The organism is Streptomyces tremellae (genome assembly GCF_039540215.1).
In the GTDB taxonomy this organism is placed as follows: Bacteria; Actinomycetota; Actinomycetes; order Streptomycetales; family Streptomycetaceae; genus Streptomyces; species Streptomyces tremellae.
In genome coordinates this window covers 1-15,863 of sequence record NZ_BAABEP010000013.1, presented here as the reverse complement: position 1 = coordinate 15,863, position 15,863 = coordinate 1, and the positions used below count along the sequence as shown (strand labels likewise).

At 74.2% G+C, this 15,863-nt stretch carries 17 protein-coding genes; 7 read left to right on the top strand and 10 right to left on the bottom strand.

Annotated elements, in window-relative coordinates; all coding sequences use genetic code 11:
- The first annotated feature begins 817 nt into the window (after positions 1-817).
- Positions 818-1,093, top strand: a complete 276-nt coding sequence (locus ABEA77_RS33960) for a hypothetical protein (protein ID WP_425588265.1) — start codon at positions 818-820, stop codon at positions 1,091-1,093.
- A gap of 31 nt (positions 1,094-1,124) precedes the next feature.
- Complete coding sequence (locus ABEA77_RS12185; protein WP_345645286.1) at positions 1,125-1,448, top strand: putative quinol monooxygenase; 324 nt, start codon at positions 1,125-1,127, stop codon at positions 1,446-1,448.
- Positions 1,449-1,489: 41 nt separating this feature from the next.
- On the opposite strand, the gene ABEA77_RS12180 is transcribed toward ABEA77_RS12185, so the two are convergent.
- Both ABEA77_RS12180 and ABEA77_RS12175 read right to left on the bottom strand, forming a co-directional pair.
- Positions 1,490-1,666, bottom strand: coding sequence for a hypothetical protein (locus ABEA77_RS12180; protein ID WP_345645284.1), 177 nt, complete (start codon positions 1,664-1,666; stop codon positions 1,490-1,492).
- Positions 1,667-1,793: 127 nt separating this feature from the next.
- Entirely contained in the window at positions 1,794-2,666 is an 873-nt protein-coding gene (locus ABEA77_RS12175) for an undecaprenyl-diphosphate phosphatase (RefSeq protein WP_345645282.1), read from the bottom strand.
- Positions 2,667-2,811: 145 nt separating this feature from the next.
- On the opposite strand from ABEA77_RS12175, the gene ABEA77_RS12170 reads away from it, so the two are divergent.
- Entirely contained in the window at positions 2,812-3,864 is a 1,053-nt protein-coding gene (locus ABEA77_RS12170) for an enoyl-CoA hydratase/isomerase family protein (RefSeq protein WP_345645279.1), read from the top strand.
- A gap of 26 nt (positions 3,865-3,890) precedes the next feature.
- Here the strand turns inward: ABEA77_RS12170 and ABEA77_RS12165 are convergent, their stop codons facing one another.
- Positions 3,891-4,640 carry a TVP38/TMEM64 family protein gene (locus ABEA77_RS12165; protein ID WP_345645276.1) on the bottom strand — a complete coding sequence of 250 codons (750 nt, stop codon included), beginning with the start codon at positions 4,638-4,640 and terminating at the stop codon, positions 3,891-3,893.
- A 325-nt stretch (positions 4,641-4,965) separates the two neighbouring features.
- Between ABEA77_RS12165 and tuf the strand changes: the two genes are divergently transcribed.
- Positions 4,966-6,135, top strand: coding sequence for an elongation factor Tu (gene tuf, locus ABEA77_RS12160; RefSeq protein WP_345645274.1), 1,170 nt, complete (start codon positions 4,966-4,968; stop codon positions 6,133-6,135).
- A 72-nt stretch (positions 6,136-6,207) separates the two neighbouring features.
- Positions 6,208-7,062, top strand: coding sequence for a spermidine synthase (locus tag ABEA77_RS12155; RefSeq protein ID WP_345645272.1), 855 nt, complete (start codon positions 6,208-6,210; stop codon positions 7,060-7,062).
- Here ABEA77_RS12155 and ABEA77_RS12150 read toward each other — a convergent pair.
- A complete protein-coding gene (locus ABEA77_RS12150) occupies positions 7,024-8,310 on the bottom strand; it encodes an MFS transporter (protein ID WP_345645270.1) in 1,287 nt (428 codons plus the stop codon). The genes ABEA77_RS12155 and ABEA77_RS12150 overlap by 39 nt on opposite strands.
- A gap of 111 nt (positions 8,311-8,421) precedes the next feature.
- Positions 8,422-9,528, bottom strand: coding sequence for a DUF8017 domain-containing protein (locus tag ABEA77_RS12145; RefSeq protein ID WP_345645268.1), 1,107 nt, complete (start codon positions 9,526-9,528; stop codon positions 8,422-8,424).
- Positions 9,529-9,704: 176 nt separating this feature from the next.
- Here ABEA77_RS12145 and ABEA77_RS12140 point away from each other — a divergent pair, with 176 nt between their 5' ends.
- Together ABEA77_RS12140 and ABEA77_RS12135 are read left to right on the top strand one after the other, a co-directional pair.
- The gene (locus ABEA77_RS12140) at positions 9,705-10,373 is read left to right on the top strand and encodes a DedA family protein (RefSeq protein WP_345645265.1); all 669 of its coding nucleotides are present in this window, start codon (positions 9,705-9,707) and stop codon (positions 10,371-10,373) included.
- 170 nt (positions 10,374-10,543) lie between these two features.
- Positions 10,544-11,764, top strand: coding sequence for a cytochrome P450 (locus ABEA77_RS12135; RefSeq protein WP_345645262.1), 1,221 nt, complete (start codon positions 10,544-10,546; stop codon positions 11,762-11,764).
- Between the two features lie 90 nt (positions 11,765-11,854).
- Here ABEA77_RS12135 and ABEA77_RS12130 read toward each other — a convergent pair whose 3' ends face one another.
- The 5 genes from ABEA77_RS12130 to ABEA77_RS12110 form a co-directional block, all read right to left on the bottom strand.
- A complete protein-coding gene (locus ABEA77_RS12130; RefSeq protein ID WP_345645259.1) occupies positions 11,855-13,120 on the bottom strand; it encodes a cytochrome P450 in 1,266 nt (421 codons plus the stop codon).
- Positions 13,117-13,731 carry a GTP-binding protein gene (locus tag ABEA77_RS12125; protein ID WP_345645257.1) on the bottom strand — a complete coding sequence of 205 codons (615 nt, stop codon included), beginning with the start codon at positions 13,729-13,731 and terminating at the stop codon, positions 13,117-13,119. Before ABEA77_RS12125 ends, ABEA77_RS12130 begins: the two co-directional genes overlap by 4 nt.
- Positions 13,712-14,071 (bottom strand): DUF742 domain-containing protein, encoded by a 360-nt coding sequence (locus ABEA77_RS12120; protein ID WP_345645254.1) that lies wholly within the window; start codon positions 14,069-14,071, stop codon positions 13,712-13,714. The genes ABEA77_RS12125 and ABEA77_RS12120 overlap by 20 nt, the downstream gene beginning before the upstream one ends.
- A complete protein-coding gene (locus tag ABEA77_RS12115; RefSeq protein ID WP_345645253.1) occupies positions 14,068-14,484 on the bottom strand; it encodes a roadblock/LC7 domain-containing protein in 417 nt (138 codons plus the stop codon). Before ABEA77_RS12115 ends, ABEA77_RS12120 begins: the two co-directional genes overlap by 4 nt.
- Positions 14,485-14,492: 8 nt before the next feature.
- On the bottom strand, positions 14,493-15,863 hold a 1,371-nt coding region (locus ABEA77_RS12110; protein ID WP_345645250.1), incomplete at its 5' end, for a sensor histidine kinase.

Sequence of the window (15,863 nt, the reverse complement as noted above, 5' to 3'; positions counted from 1 at the left end):
GCCCCCCCGCCGCGTCCACTGTGCACCCGCCCCTGCCCGTCATCCCTACCCGGCGCGGCGCGCCGTGCCCGCCGGCTCACACGGCCGCGCCGCGCACGCCCCCTCCTGCCGTCCGCGCGATCCGCCCGGAGGCCGGCCAACCCGCTTGTGGCCGACGGCCCTTGGGCGCCACGGCGGCGCGGCCCCGGCCACTTGACGGGGTACCGTCCGCGCAACGCGGCTTACGGGGTGGGACGGATGAGACTCTGCTTTCTGGCGGAGGAGCAGTACCGACACGACGCCATGCCCGTCGAGGTGAGGGGCCGTCTGGCGGCCTGGGGGCACCGGGTGGACGTGGTGCGGCCCGGCAGCTCCCTCGTGCGGGTCTCCGAGGCGGTGCGCGCGGGCAGCCACGACGCCTGGGTGCTCAAGACCGTGTCGGGCGGCCCCGGGCCCACCCTGCTGGAGGCGGCCGGCGGTCGGCCTGACCACGGTCAACGACGCCCGCGCCATCCGCGGCGTACGGGACAAGGCGCTGGCCGACGCGATCGGCCGCAGCCGCGGACTGCCGGTCCCCGTCACCTGGGCGGCGGCCCGCTGGCAGACGCTGGCGGATCCCGGCCGCCGAGTTCCCACTGGTCACCAAGCCCGCGGCCGGCAGCTCCGGCCGCGGCGTGCACCTCGTGAGGACCCGGGAGCGGCTGCGTGAACTGGGGGCGGGCCGCGCCGACGAGAGCCTGCTGATCGCCCAGCCGTACGTGCGCAACCCGGGCACCGACCTCAAGGTCTGCTCCGTCGCGGGGGATCTCTACGCCACCGAGCGCGCCTCGCCCGCACCGTGCCCGAGCGCAGGGTGGCGCTGCCGCGCGAGGTGGCGGCGATCGCCGCGCGGCGATGCGAGGTGTACGGGCTCGACGTTTACGGGGTCGACATGATCGACGCGGGCGGCGGGACGCCGCTGATCGTGGAGGTCAACGCCTTCCCCGGCGCGCGGCCGGCCGGGCGCGCGCGGCGCTCGCCGCGCTGGCGCTGCGCGCCGCCGAGGAGGGCGCGGCGGGGGAGCGGGCCTGGTGGCGCCCTGGGCGGCGAGCGCCCCCTTGCGCAGGGGGCCTGACGCGGTGTGCCACCCTCGTTACAATGTCGGGATGATCTTCATTACCGTCAAGTTCCCGGTGAAGCCGGAACACGCCGACACATGGCCGGAGAAGGTGGCCGACTTCACGGCCGCGACGCGAGCCGAGCCCGGCAACCTCTGGTTCGAGTGGTCCCGCAGCCTTGAGGACCCGAACACCTACGTGCTGGTGGAGGCGTTCAAGGACGACGCGGCCGCGGCCCATGTGAACTCGGACCACTTCAAGGCCGCCATCGCGACGATGCGGCCCCTGGTGAGCCGTACGCCGGACATCGTCAGCACCACGATCGAGGGTGCGACGGGATGGAGCGCGATGGGCGAGCTGACGATCGACTGAGGACCGGCGGGCGCCGGCCGGGGCGCGCCCCGGCCGGACCGTCAGGCGGCGCTCTCGACGTGGCCGACCGCGGCGGCCCACTCCAGCAGGAGGACCTCGTACGCCTCGGCGGGCCAGGTCCCGTCGGCCGCATCGACCAGGGCGCGGATGCGCTCGTTGGTCGCCGCGGCGTCGGACACCCTGCGGGGCGAGGCCGGGGTGGCGGAGGACTTGGACATGCGACCAGCTTAAAACCCCCTCACGCCGATCGTGACCGTTCTGTGAGCGTTCTTGGTCACACGCCGAGACGGAACAGTGCTGTGCGTCACGTCCTTACAGGGCAACCCCGCGACCCCCTGAGCCGTCTCAGGCCGCCGACTCTCCCGCGTGCGGACCGAGCGTGTCCGTACTGACCAGGAAGAACAACACGACCCCCAGCGCGACGCGGTACACCACGAACGGCATGAAGGACCGGGACGAGATGAACCGCATGAACCACGCGATCACCGCGTACCCCGAGGCGAAGGCGATCAGCGTCGCCAGCGCCGTGGGCCCCCAGGCCACCTGGCCTCCGCCCGCGTCCTTGAGTTCGTACACCCCGGAGGCGAGCACCGCGGGCATCGCCAGCAGGAACGAGTACCGTGCCGCCGACTCCCGCGTGTACCCCATCAGCAGGCCGCCCGAGATGGTCGCGCCCGACCGCGACACCCCGGGCACCAGCGCGAGCGCCTGGCAGCAGCCGTAGACCAGGCCGTCCCTGACCCCGAGGTCGCGCAGGTCCTTGCGCGCCCGTACGGCGCGGTGCCTGCCGCCGCGCTCGTCCCTGGCGGCCAGCCGGTCCGCGACGCCCAGCACGACACCCATCACCACCAGCGTCGCCGCGATGAGGCGCAGATCGCGGAAGGGCCCCTCGATCTGGTCCTTGAGCGTGACGCCCAGCACACCGATCGGCACCGAGCCCACGATCACCAGCCAGCCCGTCCTGGCGTCGTGGCCGGCCCGCACCGACCGGTCCACCAGGGACCGAGCCCAGGCGGACACGATCCGCGCGATGTCCTTCCTGAAGAAGATCAGCACCGCCGCCTCCGTGCCGATCTGGGTGACCGCGGTGAACGCGGCCCCCGGGTCGTGCCACCCGGCGAACGCGGCCGTCAGCCGCAGGTGCGCGCTGGACGAGATGGGGAGGAACTCGGTGAGCCCCTGGACGAGCCCGAGGACCACGGATGCGAACCAGGACATGAGGAAGCCAGCCGCCAAGGGTCGAGGTGCGGGGGGACCGGTGGGAGCAGCAGCGTACCGTTTGTAAAGGAAGTGCAATGTCGCACCTCGGCACCGGCGTTCGCGACCGGCGCCGGGGTGCCCGAGGCGAGGAACCACCCGCACCATGGCGCCAGAAGATCCGGTACTGCCCGGCAGGACGGGCCACGCGGCCCTGCTCACCCTCAACAGGCCCCGCGCGCTCAACGCGCTCACCCACCGGATGGTCGGCCTCGTCGACGAGGCCCTGACCGCGTGGGAGCACGACGACACCGTGCGCGCCGTCGTCGTCAGGGGAGCGGGTGAGCGCGGCCTGTGCGCGGGCGGCGACATCCGCGCGGTCCGCGAGGACGCGCTGGCCGGCGGCGCCGCGTCCCCCGCGTTCTGGCGCGACGAGTACCGGCTCAACGCGCGCATCGCCCGCTACCCCAAGCCCTATGTCGCCTTCATGGACGGGATCGTGATGGGCGGCGGCGTCGGCATCTCGGCCCACGGCGGCCTGCGTGTCGTCACCGAGCGCTCCCGCGTCGCCATGCCGGAGACCGGCATCGGCCTCGTCCCCGACGTCGGCGGCACGTTCCTGCTCTCCCGCGCGCCCGGCGAGCTCGGCACCCATCTCGCCCTGACCGGCGAGGCGGTGGGCGCGTCCGACGCCGTGCTGTGCGGGCTCGCCGACCACGTCGTGCGCTCGGCCGACCTGCCCGCGCTCACCGAGGCCCTCGGCGAGACCACGCCGCGCCAGGCGGTGCGCGCGTTCGCCGCCGAGCCCGCCGAGGGCAGCCTCGCCGCCCGCCGCGACTGGATCGACACCTGCTACGCCTGCGACGACGTGGAGGAGATCGTCGCCCGCCTCACCGGCCACGGCGACCCCGCGGCGAAGGAGGCGGCGGAGACGCTGCTCACCCGCTCGCCCACCGCACTCAAGGCGACGCTCGCCGTGCTCCGCGCGGCCCGCGCGCTGCCCACCCTGGAGGCCGCGCTCGACGCCGAGTACCGGGCCTCCTGCGCCGCGCTCGCCCTGCCCGACGAGCCCGCGGGCGTCCGCGCCCAGATCGTCGACAAGGACCGCAGGCCCCGCTGGTGCCCCGCGTCCCTGCGCGAGGTCGAAGAGGCCGACGTCGCACGTTTCTTTGCGGAGCCGCCAGGCGGTGGGCTCGGCCTCGCCGCCGCCCTCGGCTGACCCGGGCGGCGCGGACGCGGGTGCCGTCAGGCGCCCGCGCGCGGCGGCCGGTCGTCGCCGTGCGCCCGCGCCGCAGCGCCGAGCCGGTGCCGCTTGCGCCAGGCGACGACGCACGCGGCGGCGGCCGAGACCGCGATGAACGCCGTCGCGACCACGAAGGCAGGCGAGGCGGGCGACCCGGCCGTGGACCCCGCCACCACGTACGCCGCCGTGTTCGGCACCGAGCCGAGCCCGGTGGCGACGAGGAACGAGGGCCACCTCATCCGCGAGACCGCCGCGCCGTAGTTGACCGCGGCGAACGGCACCCCGGGAAACAGCCGCAGCGCCAGCATCGAACGGAAGCCGTACCGGCTCATCAGCCCGTCGGCCGCCGTCAGCCACCGGCCCCGCACGAGCGGGCGCAGCGCGCCCTGCCCGAGCACCCGCCCGAGACCGAACGCGATCCCCGCGGCGAGCACCGTGCCCGCGATCGCCGCCGCGAGCCCCGCAGCTGTCCCGAGCAGCGCGCCCGCCGCCGCGTTCAGCAGCGGCCTCGGCGCGAAGGCCGCCGCGCACAGCCCGTACACCGCCGCGAACAGCGCCGCGGCGAGCAGCCGGTCGGCGGGAGCGGCGCCGCCGCCCGACAGCAGGTGCTGCGGCCGGTAGACCGCCACGAGCGCGGCGGCCGCCCCCAACACCGCGACCAGCAGCGCGAAACGACCCCACGGAGACAGCAGCCCGCGCAGGATCCGCGAAGACGCGCGGGCCGCGGCGGGCCGGGAAGCGGTGTCGAGCACGCCCGGAGACTAGCCGACCCGCCCGCAGCCGCGCCGCGGTGCGCCCGAGGGGAGGCGCCGGCGCGAGGCGAAATCCGTTCGACGGGGGCCCGCCCGCCGAGGGACGATCTGACGCATGGTCCGGCACGCCTTCCCCGCAGCGCCGTCCGCCGTCGCGGACGCGCCGAAGGCTGCCCCGCACGCCCACCTGGCAGCGGCCGCACCCGGCGGCGCCCGAAGCTGACCCTCCCCGGAAAGACCGGCGGACCCCGCAGGGGGAGGGTCGGCAGGGCCTTCGGGGTCCCGAGAGCAGCCAGGGAACATCGAGCCAGGAAGCCACACCCCCATGCCCAAGACGGCATACGTGCGGACCAAGCCGCACCTCAACATCGGCACCATGGGCCACGTCGACCACGGCAAGACCACGCTCACCGCCGCCATCACCAAAGTGCTCAGCGAGCGGGGCGGCGCCGTGTACACCCCCTTCGGCCGGATCGACCGGGCCCCGGAGGAGGCGGCGCGCGGCATCACCATCAACATCGCGCACATCGAGTACGAGACCGGCACCCGCCACTACGCGCACGTCGACATGCCGGGCCACGCCGACTACATCAAGAACATGGTCACGGGGGCCGCGCAGCTCGACGGCGCGATCCTCGTCGTCTCCGCGCTCGACGGGATCATGCCGCAGACCGCGGAGCACGTCCTGCTCGCCCGGCAGGTCGGCGTCGACCACATCGTCGTCGCCCTGAACAAGGCGGACGCCGCGGACGGGGAGCTGACCGACCTGGTGGAGCTGGAGGTGCGCGAACTGCTCACCCGCCACGGCTACGGCGGCGACGCCGCCCCCGTCGTGCGGGTGTCCGGCCTCGGCGCCCTCGGCGGGGACCCGCGCTGGAGCGCGCAGATCGAGGCGCTGCTCGACGCCGTCGACACCTATGTGCCGACGCCGGTCCGCTACACCGACGCGCCGTTCCTGCTGCCCGTGGAGAACGTCCTGACGATCACCGGTCGCGGCACGGTCGTGACCGGAGCGGTCGAGCGCGGCACCGTACGCGTCGGAGACCGGGTCGCCGTGCTCGGCCCCGACACGGAGACGGTCGTCACCGGCCTCGAAACCTTCGGCAAGCCGATGGACCTCGCGCAGGCCGGGGACAACGTCGCGGTGCTGCTGCGCGGCCTGCCGCGCGACGCGGTACGGCGCGGCCACGTCGTCGCGGAGCCCGGCAGCGTCGTCCCGGGCCGCCGCTTCACCGCGCGGGTCTACCTGCTGTCCGCGGCAGAGGGAGGCCGCACCACCCCGGTCGCCACCGGCTACCGGCCGCAGTTCTACCTCAGGACCGCGGACGTCGTCGGTGACGTCGACCTGGGCGCGAGCGCCCTGGCACGGCCCGGCGAGACGGTCGCCATGACCGTCGGGCTCGGCCGGGACGTGCCGCTGGAGTCCGGGCTCGGCTTCGCGATCCGCGAGGGCGGCCGCACGGTCGGCGCGGGCACCGTGACCGAGGTGCTCTGAACCCCGGCAGGACGCCGGGGCGGTGCGGGGGGCGGTACGCGGCCCCCGCACCGCCTCCAGGACAATGGGACGGTGAGCGAAGCGACAGAGCCGGTCCCCGTCACGCGCGCCGTCGACTCCGGCACCGCGCGCCTGCTGCCCGACGTGGACGGCGGGCGCGCCTGGCTGCTCACCGTCGACGGCGCGCCGCAGTCGTACGTGGACCTCGACGACCCCGGGCACCTGGAGTTCGAGTACGTGCGCCGCATCGCCCACGTCCTGGACACCGCGGCGCCCGCGGGCGCGCCGCTCGCCGCCCTCCACCTCGGCGGCGGTGGCCTCACCCTGCCCCGCTACGTCGCCGCCACCAGGCCCGGCTCGGCCCAGGACGTCATCGAGGCGGACGCGGGACTCCTCGCCCTCGTCGCGGAGCACCTGCCGGTGCCGGACGGCGCGGGCATCGCCGTCCACCACGCGGACGCCAGGCGGTGGCTCGCCGAGGCGCCCGCCGGCAGCGCGGACGCGGTGGTGGCCGACGTGTTCGGCGGCTCACGCGTACCCGCGCACGTGACCACCGTGGAGTTCGCCGCCGAGGCGGCCAGGGTGCTGCGGCCCGGCGGCGTCTGCGTGGCCAACCTCGCAGACGGCGCCCCCTTCCCCTTCCTCCGCTCCCAACTTGCCACCTACCGCGAGGTGTTCGCGGAGATCGCGCTCGTCGCCGAGCCCTCGGTGCTGCGCGGCAGGCGCTTCGGCAACGCGGTGCTCGTCGCGTCGGCGGCACCGCTCGACACCGCCGCGCTCGCTCGCAGGACGGCGGCGGACGCCTTCCCCGCACGGGTCGAGGAGGGCGCCGCGCTGCGCCGCTTCACCGGCAGGGCCGCCCCCGTACGCGACGACGCGGCGCACCCCTCACCCCGCCCGCCCGACGGGGCCTTCAGCATCGGCTGAGGCCGCGGGCCCCGGCACGGCCGGAAGCCCGCCCCGCGCCGGCGCGTCCGCCCCGCGCCGTGCGATGCGGCGCACATCCGGCACGCACAGCACGGCCGCGGTGAGCAGCACCACGCAGCCGGCCGCGCCCCACAGCGCCGCACCCCGGCCGAACGCGCCCTGCGTGGGCCCCGCGAGCGCCGTCGCCACCGGCACCAGGGCCATCGACCCGAGCCAGTCGTACGACGAGACCCGCGACAGCTTCTCCTCGGGGATCTCCTGCTGGAGCGCGGTCATCCAGCCCACCCCGAACACCTCGACCGACGCACCCGCCACGAACATGGCCGCCGCGAGCACCGCCGCGGGCACCGGCACGGCGAGCGCCGTCAGCGGCAGCGCGAACGGGAAGATCCCCAGCGTCCCCGCGAGCAGCATCCGGCGCGGCTGCCACTTCGCCATCGCCAGCGCGCCGAGCACCGTGCCCGCGCCGAACGCCGCGTTCGCCGCGCCCCAGGGGCCGGCGCCGCCGTAATGGTCCCGTGCGACGAGCGGCCCGTACACCGCCTCGCCGGCCACGGCCACGGCGTTGACGACGGAGAACTGCGCGACGACCGACCACAGCCAGGGGCGCGAGACGAACTCCCGCCAGCCGTCGCGCAGATCCGCGAACACGCCGCCGCCCGGCGCACGCGGCGGCACATGGCTCAGGTCGAGGAACGACCGCAGCGCACCCGCGACCAGGAACGCGGCGGAGTCAGCCGCGAGCACCCAGCCGGGCCCCAGCCAGGCGACCAGCGCCCCGCCGAGCGCGGCGCCGCCGATCGACGCCCCGTTGACCGCCATGCGGAAGACGGCGAAGGCGCGCCCGGCGCGCTCGGTCTCCACGCTCGACATCAGCATGCCCTCGGACGCCGGGCCGAACAGCGCCTGCCCCGTGCCGCCGAGCGCCGAGAGCACCACCATGTGCCACAGCTGTGGGTGCCCGAGCAGCACGAGCGCGCCGAACGCGCCCTGCGACACGCAGCTCAGCGCGTTCGCCGCGACCATCACCCGGTGGCGCGGGATCCGGTCCGCCAGCGCGCCGCCCACCAGGACGAACAGCACCATCGGCAGCGTGCGCGCGGTGGCCACGAGGCCCACACCGCCCGCCGTGCCGCCCGCGGAGAGCACCGCGAAGGCGGAGGCGATCAGCGCGCCCTGCGAGCCGAGCTGGGAGATGACGGCGGCGGTCGAGAGCAGCGCGTAGTTGCGGGAGGGGGGCCGGGGCACCCTGGGACCGTGGCGGCTCGGTCCTCCTCCCGCAACCGGTTTTCCGCGCGCCTTCACCGCGCCGCGCGGCCCGGTGAGGAGAGCCGCTGACGCACCCGGCGCACGGAACCGTTACTGCACCGAGCCCGCGGGCAGCCGCACCGTGCTGAGGATGCGCATCATCACCGTGTCGGGCACCTCGTCCTTCACGCCGTGCGCGCCGTACATCACCCACGTCGTGTAGTCGCCCTTGCCGTTGATGAAGGTGAAGGCGAGCGACTTGCCGTCGCTGTCGCACTTGCCGTGCTTGGTCAGCCCCTTGGTGGTGGCCGTGGCGTAGCTGCCCTTGAGCCCGGACGCCGTGGTGTACGGGGTCGCCTTGCTGACCTTGATCTTCCGGTGGACGGACGACTCCGGCTCGTGCTGGCCGTACGCGGCGAACGCCCAGGTCCCGGCCTCGGCGACGGCCGCGCTCCCGGTGTCCTTCGCGCCCTTGCCGCCCTTCGTGCCGGCCGCCGCGAGCGCCGTGTCGTCGGTGCCGCCGCTCGACGACTTCGCCTCGCACCACTTCGGCTGCAGCTCCGCGGGCGCGGAGAACAGCGCGAGGGCGGAGCCGTCGCCCTTCTTCTCGTTGTCGAAGCCCTGGTAGGTGCCGGGCGACTCCACGTTCCAGCTCGGCGGCACATCGAACTCGGTGGCGTGCGTCGGGTTGGTCACGACCTTCCACCCGGCGATCGTCGGCTTCGCCGCCGTGCCGCCGCGCGGGTTGTCCGCGGGCGCGGAGGCCGGGGCCGAGGAGGGCGCCGACGGCTTCGCGGGCTTCTTGTCCGCGTAGACCTGCGGACGCGTGTCGTCCTTGTTCGCCACGAGGTACGTGCTGACGCCCGCCGCCGCGAGGACCGCGACCGCGCAGCCCACCGCGATCAGCGTCGTGCGGCGCTTCCCGCCGCCCTGCGGCTTCTGCGGGCCCTGCCCGCCGTACACCGGGACGGTCTGCTGCTGGTACGGGTTGGGCTGCTGCCCGTACCCGGGCTGCTGGGCGTAGGGCTGCTGCCCGTAGTCCGGCTGCTGTCCGTACCCGTATCCGGGCTGCTGTCCGTAGCCCGGCTGCGGCTGCTGCTGGTACGGATTCTGCTGCCCCGCAGGGCCGAAACCGGGCTGTTGAGGCGTCGGCTGCTGGTACGGGTTCTGGTCCTGCGCGTTGTGCTCGCCCCCGGGCGGCTGCTGTCCTGGCCACATGGCGCACCACGATAGAGCGGCGGGGGCACCGGGAGTGCCCCCGTGGTGTCACGGTCCTGTCGCATCCTGTGTCAAGGACCGGCACGGGGCGAGATCCGGCCACGCCCGGAGCCCCCGCCGGAGCAGGTAGGCTGATCCGGCCAGGGCACGGGGGACATGAGCGGGAGGAACCTGCGTTGGACGTCCAGGGGTGGCTCGAGACCGTTCCTGCGGTGAGCATCTACCTGCTGGTGGCGATCGTCATCGGGGTGGAGAGCGTCGGCATCCCGCTGCCAGGGGAGATCGTCCTCGTCGCGGCGGCACTGCTGGCCTCCCAGCACGGCCACATCAACCCCTACGTGCTCGCCGCGTGCGCCTCGGCGGGCGCGGTCGCCGGGGACTCCACGGGGTACGTCATCGGCCGCAGAGGCGGCAGGCCGCTGCTCGCGTGGCTGGCCCGCAAGTTCCCCAGGCACTTCGGCGAGTCCCATGTGGCCGTGGCCGAGCGGTCGTTCGAGAAGTGGGGCATGTGGGCCGTCTTCTTCGGCCGCTTCATCGCCCTGCTGCGGATCTTCGCGGGGCCGCTGGCCGGCGTGCTGAAGATGCCGTACTGGAAGTTCCTCATCGCCAACCTGCTGGGCGGCGTCGTCTGGGCCGGCGGCACGACCGTCGTCGTGTACGAGGTCGGCAAGGTCGCGGAGGACTGGCTGAAGCGGTTCTCGTACGCCGGGCTCGGCGTCGCCGTGCTGATCGGCCTCGCGTCGATGCTGGTCGTCAGGCGGCGGACCAGGAAGGCCACGCAGAAGGCGGCGGCCGAGGCCGGGGCGGAGGAGAGCGTGCCGGTCTCCACCACCGCGGGCGACTGACCGCCGGCGACCGACCCGGGCGCCGCCGCCCCGCGGACTCCCGGCGCCCTCCCGCCGGCCCGAGCCCCCTCACGCCACGTGGCCAGGACTCGGCTGTCACCGGTCGTTAACGGTCAATAGCCTGTCCCTCACCGACCGTTACCGGCCACCCGACGCGAGGGGCACCCGCCATGGCAACACAGCAGATCCCCGACATCCTGTCGCCCGCATTCGCCAGGGACCCGTACCCGGCCTACCGGACGATGCGCGAGGACGTCCCGCTGGTCTGGCACGAGGCGACCCAGAGCTATCTGATCTCCCGGTACGAGGACGTCGAGCGCGCCTTCAAGGACCGGGACGCCGTCTTCACCACCGACAACTACGACTGGCAGATCGAGCCGGTGCACGGCAGGACGATCCTCCAGCTCAGCGGACGCGAGCACGCCGTGCGCAGGGCCCTGGTCGCGCCCGCCTTCCGCGGCGCCGAGCTCCAGCGGAAGTTCCTGCCGGTGATCGAGCGCAACGCCCGCGAACTGATCGACGGCTTCCGGCACACCGGATCCGTCGACCTGGTGGACGGCTTCGCCACCCGGTTCCCCGTCAACGTGATCGCGGACATGCTCGGCCTCGACAAGTCCGACCATCCGCGCTTCCACCGCTGGTACACCGCGGTCATCGCGTTCCTCGGCAACCTCTCGGGCGACCAGGAGGTCGCCGCGGCGGGGGAGCGCACCAGGACCGAGTTCGCCGAGTACATGATCCCGATCATCCACGCGCGCCGCGACCGCCTCGGCGACGACCTGCTCTCCACCCTGTGCAGGGCCGAGGTCGACGGCGTGCGGATGAGCGACGAGGACATCAAGGCGTTCTGCAGCCTGCTGCTCGCCGCGGGCGGCGAGACCACCGACAAGGCCATCGCCTCGATCTTCGCCAACCTGCTGCGCCACCCCGACCAGCTGGCCGCGGTGCGCGCCGACCGGAGCCTGATCGCCCGCGCCTTCGCCGAGACCCTGCGCTACACCCCGCCCGTCCACATGATCATGCGGCAGACGGCGAAGGAGGTCGAGGTCAGCGGCGGCACCATACCGGCGGGCGCCACCGTGACGTGCCTGATAGGGGCCGCCAACCGGGACGCGGACCGCTACCGCGACCCCGACACCTTCGACATCTTCCGCGACGACCTCACGACCACGACCGCCTTCTCCGCCGCCGCCGACCACCTGGCGTTCGCCCTCGGCCGGCACTTCTGCGTGGGCGCCCTGCTCGCCAAGGCCGAGGTGGAGACGGGCGTCGACCAGTTGCTCGACGCGATGCCCGACGTGCGGCTCGCGGACGGCTTCGACCCGGTCGAGGAGGGCGTGTTCACCCGCGGCCCGAAGTCCCTGCCCGTGGTCTTCACCCCCGCGGCCTGACCGCGGCGCCCGCGCCGCCGCGCCCCGGTCCTCCCCAGCGGGCGGGCCGGGGCGCGGGGCGCGGGCACGGCGACCGCCCGGGGCCCGGCCTCAGTGCAGCACCGGCGTGAAGCCCACCGGCAGGTCGGCGAGCCCCCGCATCCACACGGACGGCCGCCACCGCAGCTCGTGCGGCTCCACGCCGAGCACCACGTCGGGCAGGTGCTCCATCAGCGTCTCCACCGCCGTCCGCGCGATCACGTCCGCCAGCTGCGGCGCGGGGAACGGGCAGCGGTGCTCGCCGTTGCTGAACGACAGGTGCGCCGAGTTCTCCGCACCCGCAGGCCCCTCGGGCCACACCTGCGGGTCGGTGTTGGCGGCCGCGAAGCTCAGCACCACGCAGTCGCCCGCCTTGATCTGCCGGCCGCCGAGCTGCGTGTCCCGCACCGCCCACCGGCCGATGAAGTTCTGCGTCGGCGTGTCCAGCCACAGCACCTCGTTGAGCGCCTGCCCGACACTGAGCTTGCCGCCGGCCACCGTGGTCGCGAACCGGTCGTCGGTGAGCAGCAGCCGCAGGGTGTTGCCGATCCAGTTGGCCGTGGGCTGCTGCGCCGCCGCGATGACCGTGATGACGTCCTGCACCACCGCCTCGTCGTCGAGCCCCGCGGGGTCGAGCAGCATCCGCGAGGTCACGTCGTCGCCGGGTGCCGCGCGCTTCTCCTTCACCAGCCGCTCGATGCGCGCCTGCACCCTGCCGTACGCGGCGACCGGGTCCTCGCCCTCGTGCGCGTCGAGCGAGAGCCGCAGGTCCCGTACGAGTTCCTCGGTGTCGACGCCGCTCGCGGGCATGCCGCACAGCCGGACGACGGCGCGCATCGGCAGCGGGTGCGCGTACGACGCCATCAGCTCCGCCTGGCCGCTGCCGGCGAACGCGGCGATCAGCAGGTCCCCGATCTCCTGGCAGGCCGACGCCAGCTCCATCTGGTCGACGGCGTCGAGGGCCCGGCTGACCACGCCGGCCCGCAGCCGGTGCTCGTCCCCCTCGACGAACAGCACCGAGGGCTGGTAGCCGACGAACGGCAGCAGCGGCCAGTCGGCCGGGATGGCGTCCCACTGGTTCCAGCGTCGCGAGTCCCGGGCGAACAGCTCGTCGTGCCCGGTCACGTACGAGACCTCGTTGTAGCCGAGGACGAGCCACGCCGGGATGTCGTTGTCCAGCAGCACGGGCGCCACGGGGCCGTGGTCCCTGCGCAGCGACCGGTACAGCTCCGAGGGGGTCTGCTGGTAGGCGAGGCCGCTCAGCCTGACTCCCGTCGCACGGGCGGGGCAGCCGGCCGGCGGGCCGCCCTCGGCGTGCGGCGGCGCGGAGTCGGTCATGGGGTCATCTCCCGGGCCATGGCCAGTTCGTAGAGGTGGTCGACGAGGGTGATCAGGACGTGCTTGCCGGAGGAGCGCACCCGCGCGTCGCAGTCGATCAGCGGCACGTCGTCGGAGAGCGAGAGCGCCTGCCTGATCTCGTCGAGCGAGAAGGACGACGTGTCGTTGTCGAAGCGGTTCACCGCGACGACGAACGGCGTCCTGTGGTGTTCGAGCCGGTCCACCGCGTACCAGGAGTCGCTCACGCGGCGGGTGTCGACCAGGACGACCGCGCCCAGCGTGCCGGAGAACAGCCGGTCCCACAGGAACCAGAAGCGCTCCTGCCCGGGGGCGCCGAACAGGTAGAGCACCATGCGCTCGTTGAGGCTGATGCGGCCGAAGTCGAACGCGACGGTCGTGGTGGTCTTGGCGACCATGCCGTCCGTCTCGTCGACGCCGACCCCGGCCTGCGTCATGACTTCCTCCGTGTTGAGCGGCCTGATCTCGCTCACCGAGCGGACCAGGGTGGTCTTGCCCACCCCGAACCCGCCCACCACGACGATCTTCAGGCCGGTCTCCGCCGCGTCGTCGAGCGGTGTGCGGCCTGGCAGTTCAGAGACTGCGGAGTCCATGGAGCACCTCCTTCAAGAGGACGGAGTCGGGCAGCGAGGCGGCGGGGCGCGCACCGTGCGGGTGGCGTGCGGTGATCCGGCCCGTCGCGTGCAGGTCGGTGAGGAGGATGCGGACCACCGTGACCGGCATCCGCAGCTCGGCGGCGATCTCCACGACGGCCGTGGGGTGGCGGCACAGTTCGAGGATGCGCACGTGCTCGGACTGGAGCCCCGCCGCCGGCTCGCTCTCGCTGACGATCAGGGTGACGAGGTCGAAGACCGTGTCGTCGGCGCTGCTGCGACCGCCCGTGACCATGTAGAGCCGGTCGGGGGACCCGATGTCGACGGGGCGCCGCGTCATGACGCGGCGCGCTCCGCCGGGGTGCGGGGCTCGGCCCGCAGGTGGTCCCCGATCTGCTCGATCATCTCCGTCATCTGGTGCCCCACCATGCCGGCGTCCGCGCCGTCCTCGGCGATCACGGCCAGGTGGGCGCCGTCCCCCGCCTCCACGATGAACAGGAGGCCGCCGTGGAACTCCGTCATGGAGTGGCGCACCCCGCCGCCGCCCCCGCCGAACTCGACGGACGCGCCCTGCGCGAGGGCCTGGATGCCCGAGCAGATGGCCGCGAGCTGGTCGGCCTGGTCGACGGTGAGATGGCGGCTCCAGCAGAGTTTGAGCCCGTCCCGCGAGAGCACCAGGGCGTGCCGGGTCCCGGGGGTGCGCTCCAGCAGGTTCTCCAGGAGCCAGGTCAGGCTGCTGTCTGTGGTCTGCATGCGTGGTCTCACGATTCCTGAGAGGTGTCGGACGGTCCTTGCTGAGGGCGCTGCGAGCGGTGGAAGGCGCCGAACTGCTCTCCCGCGCCCCTGCCGGGGGCCGCCACGCGCGGCGACGGCACGTCCTGGTGCCTGTCCCGGTCGGCGGCCGCCATGGTCCGCCCAGGCGGGCGCACCGGGAGGCCGCCCGGGGTGGCGACCCGCGGGCCGCCGCTGTACTGCGGGGAGGCGACGGGCGCGGCGGCCCTTGCCGGGGCGGTCCTCGCCGGGGCGGCCACGGCGACGGGCGCCGCCGCGGGGGCGCTCTCGCGGACCGGGAGCCGCGGCGGCGCGCCGGCGGGGTCGTCGCTCTGGTGCTGCGCGATCAGCTGCGGCGGGATCAGTACGACGACGCCGGTGCCGCCGCGCGACGAGGGACGGTAGTTGACGCTGATGCGGTACCGCTCGGCGAGGCGGCCGACCACGGCGAGGCCGAGCCGGGTGCTCTGGAGCTTCGAGAGGTCGTTGTGGCGGCCCGAGACGGCGCGCTCCGCGAGCTGCATCACCTGCGGCGCCATCTTGAGGCCGCTGTCCTCGACGGTCACGACGACGCCCGCGGTCCGCTCCTCGACGTAGACGTGCACCTCGTCGGTGGGCGGGGAGAAGGTGGCCGCGTTGTCGATCAGCTCGGCCAGCAGGTGGATGACGCCCTCGGCGGCGAAGCCGACGATCGCCGCTTCGCTCGAACAGTGCAGCCGGACCCGGCGGTACGCGGCGATCCGGCCCGCCGCGCCGCGCAGGATGCTCTCCATGCCGATCGGCTTGTTCCAGATCCGGCTGCCCCGGCCGCCGAGCAGGATGGCGAGCCGGTCGGTGAGGAGGCCGAGCTGCGAGGCGTTGTGGTCGAGCTTGAGCAGGTCGCCGAAGACCTCCTCGCCGTAACGGTCCTCCATGTCGCGCAGGTCGGCGAGGATCGTGACGGCCTTCGCCTGCACCTGGCTGAGCGCCTTGGTGCCGGCCTTCTGCGCGACGAGCGCGCGCCGTTCGCCGACGGCGACCTCGCGGATGATCCGCTCCATCAGGTTGGCCAGGGCCGGGTCGTCGGGGCGCGGCGTGTCGCCGAGCACCGTGCCGGCGGAACTGCCCGTGCGCAGCCGGGCGATGGCGGGCGGCAGCACCGTGTCGAGCAGGGTGTCGAGGCCGTCGGCGGCCTCCCGGGCCCGGCGCGCCAGGGCGTCCCGCTCGGTGGTCGCGGTCGCGGCGCGCCGCTCGCTGTCGGCGACCTCCGCCACGAAGACTGCGAGGACCCGGCGCAGCCGCTGGTCGGTCGGCGCCTGCACCGCCCCCAGGATCTCGTCGGGGGACGCCCCGCCCCTGGCCTTCTCCACGGCGGCGGGGAG

Bases quoted from the DNA above. Each gene is read 5' to 3' on its own strand.
- ABEA77_RS12125 (WP_345645257.1), bottom strand. From the start codon at position 13,731: ATGGACTCCGCAGTCTCTGAACTGCCAGGCCGCACACCGCTCGACGAC.
- ABEA77_RS12170 (WP_345645279.1), top strand. From the start codon at position 2,812: ATGGCGCCAGAAGATCCGGTACTGCCCGGCAGGACGGGCCACGCGGCC.
- ABEA77_RS12175 (WP_345645282.1), bottom strand. From the start codon at position 2,666: ATGTCCTGGTTCGCATCCGTGGTCCTCGGGCTCGTCCAGGGGCTCACC.
- ABEA77_RS12180 (WP_345645284.1), bottom strand. From the start codon at position 1,666: ATGTCCAAGTCCTCCGCCACCCCGGCCTCGCCCCGCAGGGTGTCCGAC.
- tuf (WP_345645274.1), top strand. From the start codon at position 4,966: ATGCCCAAGACGGCATACGTGCGGACCAAGCCGCACCTCAACATCGGC.
- ABEA77_RS12145 (WP_345645268.1), bottom strand. From the start codon at position 9,528: ATGTGGCCAGGACAGCAGCCGCCCGGGGGCGAGCACAACGCGCAGGAC.
- ABEA77_RS12185 (WP_345645286.1), top strand. From the start codon at position 1,125: ATGATCTTCATTACCGTCAAGTTCCCGGTGAAGCCGGAACACGCCGAC.
- ABEA77_RS12135 (WP_345645262.1), top strand. From the start codon at position 10,544: ATGGCAACACAGCAGATCCCCGACATCCTGTCGCCCGCATTCGCCAGG.
- ABEA77_RS12115 (WP_345645253.1), bottom strand. From the start codon at position 14,484: ATGCAGACCACAGACAGCAGCCTGACCTGGCTCCTGGAGAACCTGCTG.
- ABEA77_RS12120 (WP_345645254.1), bottom strand. From the start codon at position 14,071: ATGACGCGGCGCCCCGTCGACATCGGGTCCCCCGACCGGCTCTACATG.
- ABEA77_RS12130 (WP_345645259.1), bottom strand. From the start codon at position 13,120: ATGACCGACTCCGCGCCGCCGCACGCCGAGGGCGGCCCGCCGGCCGGC.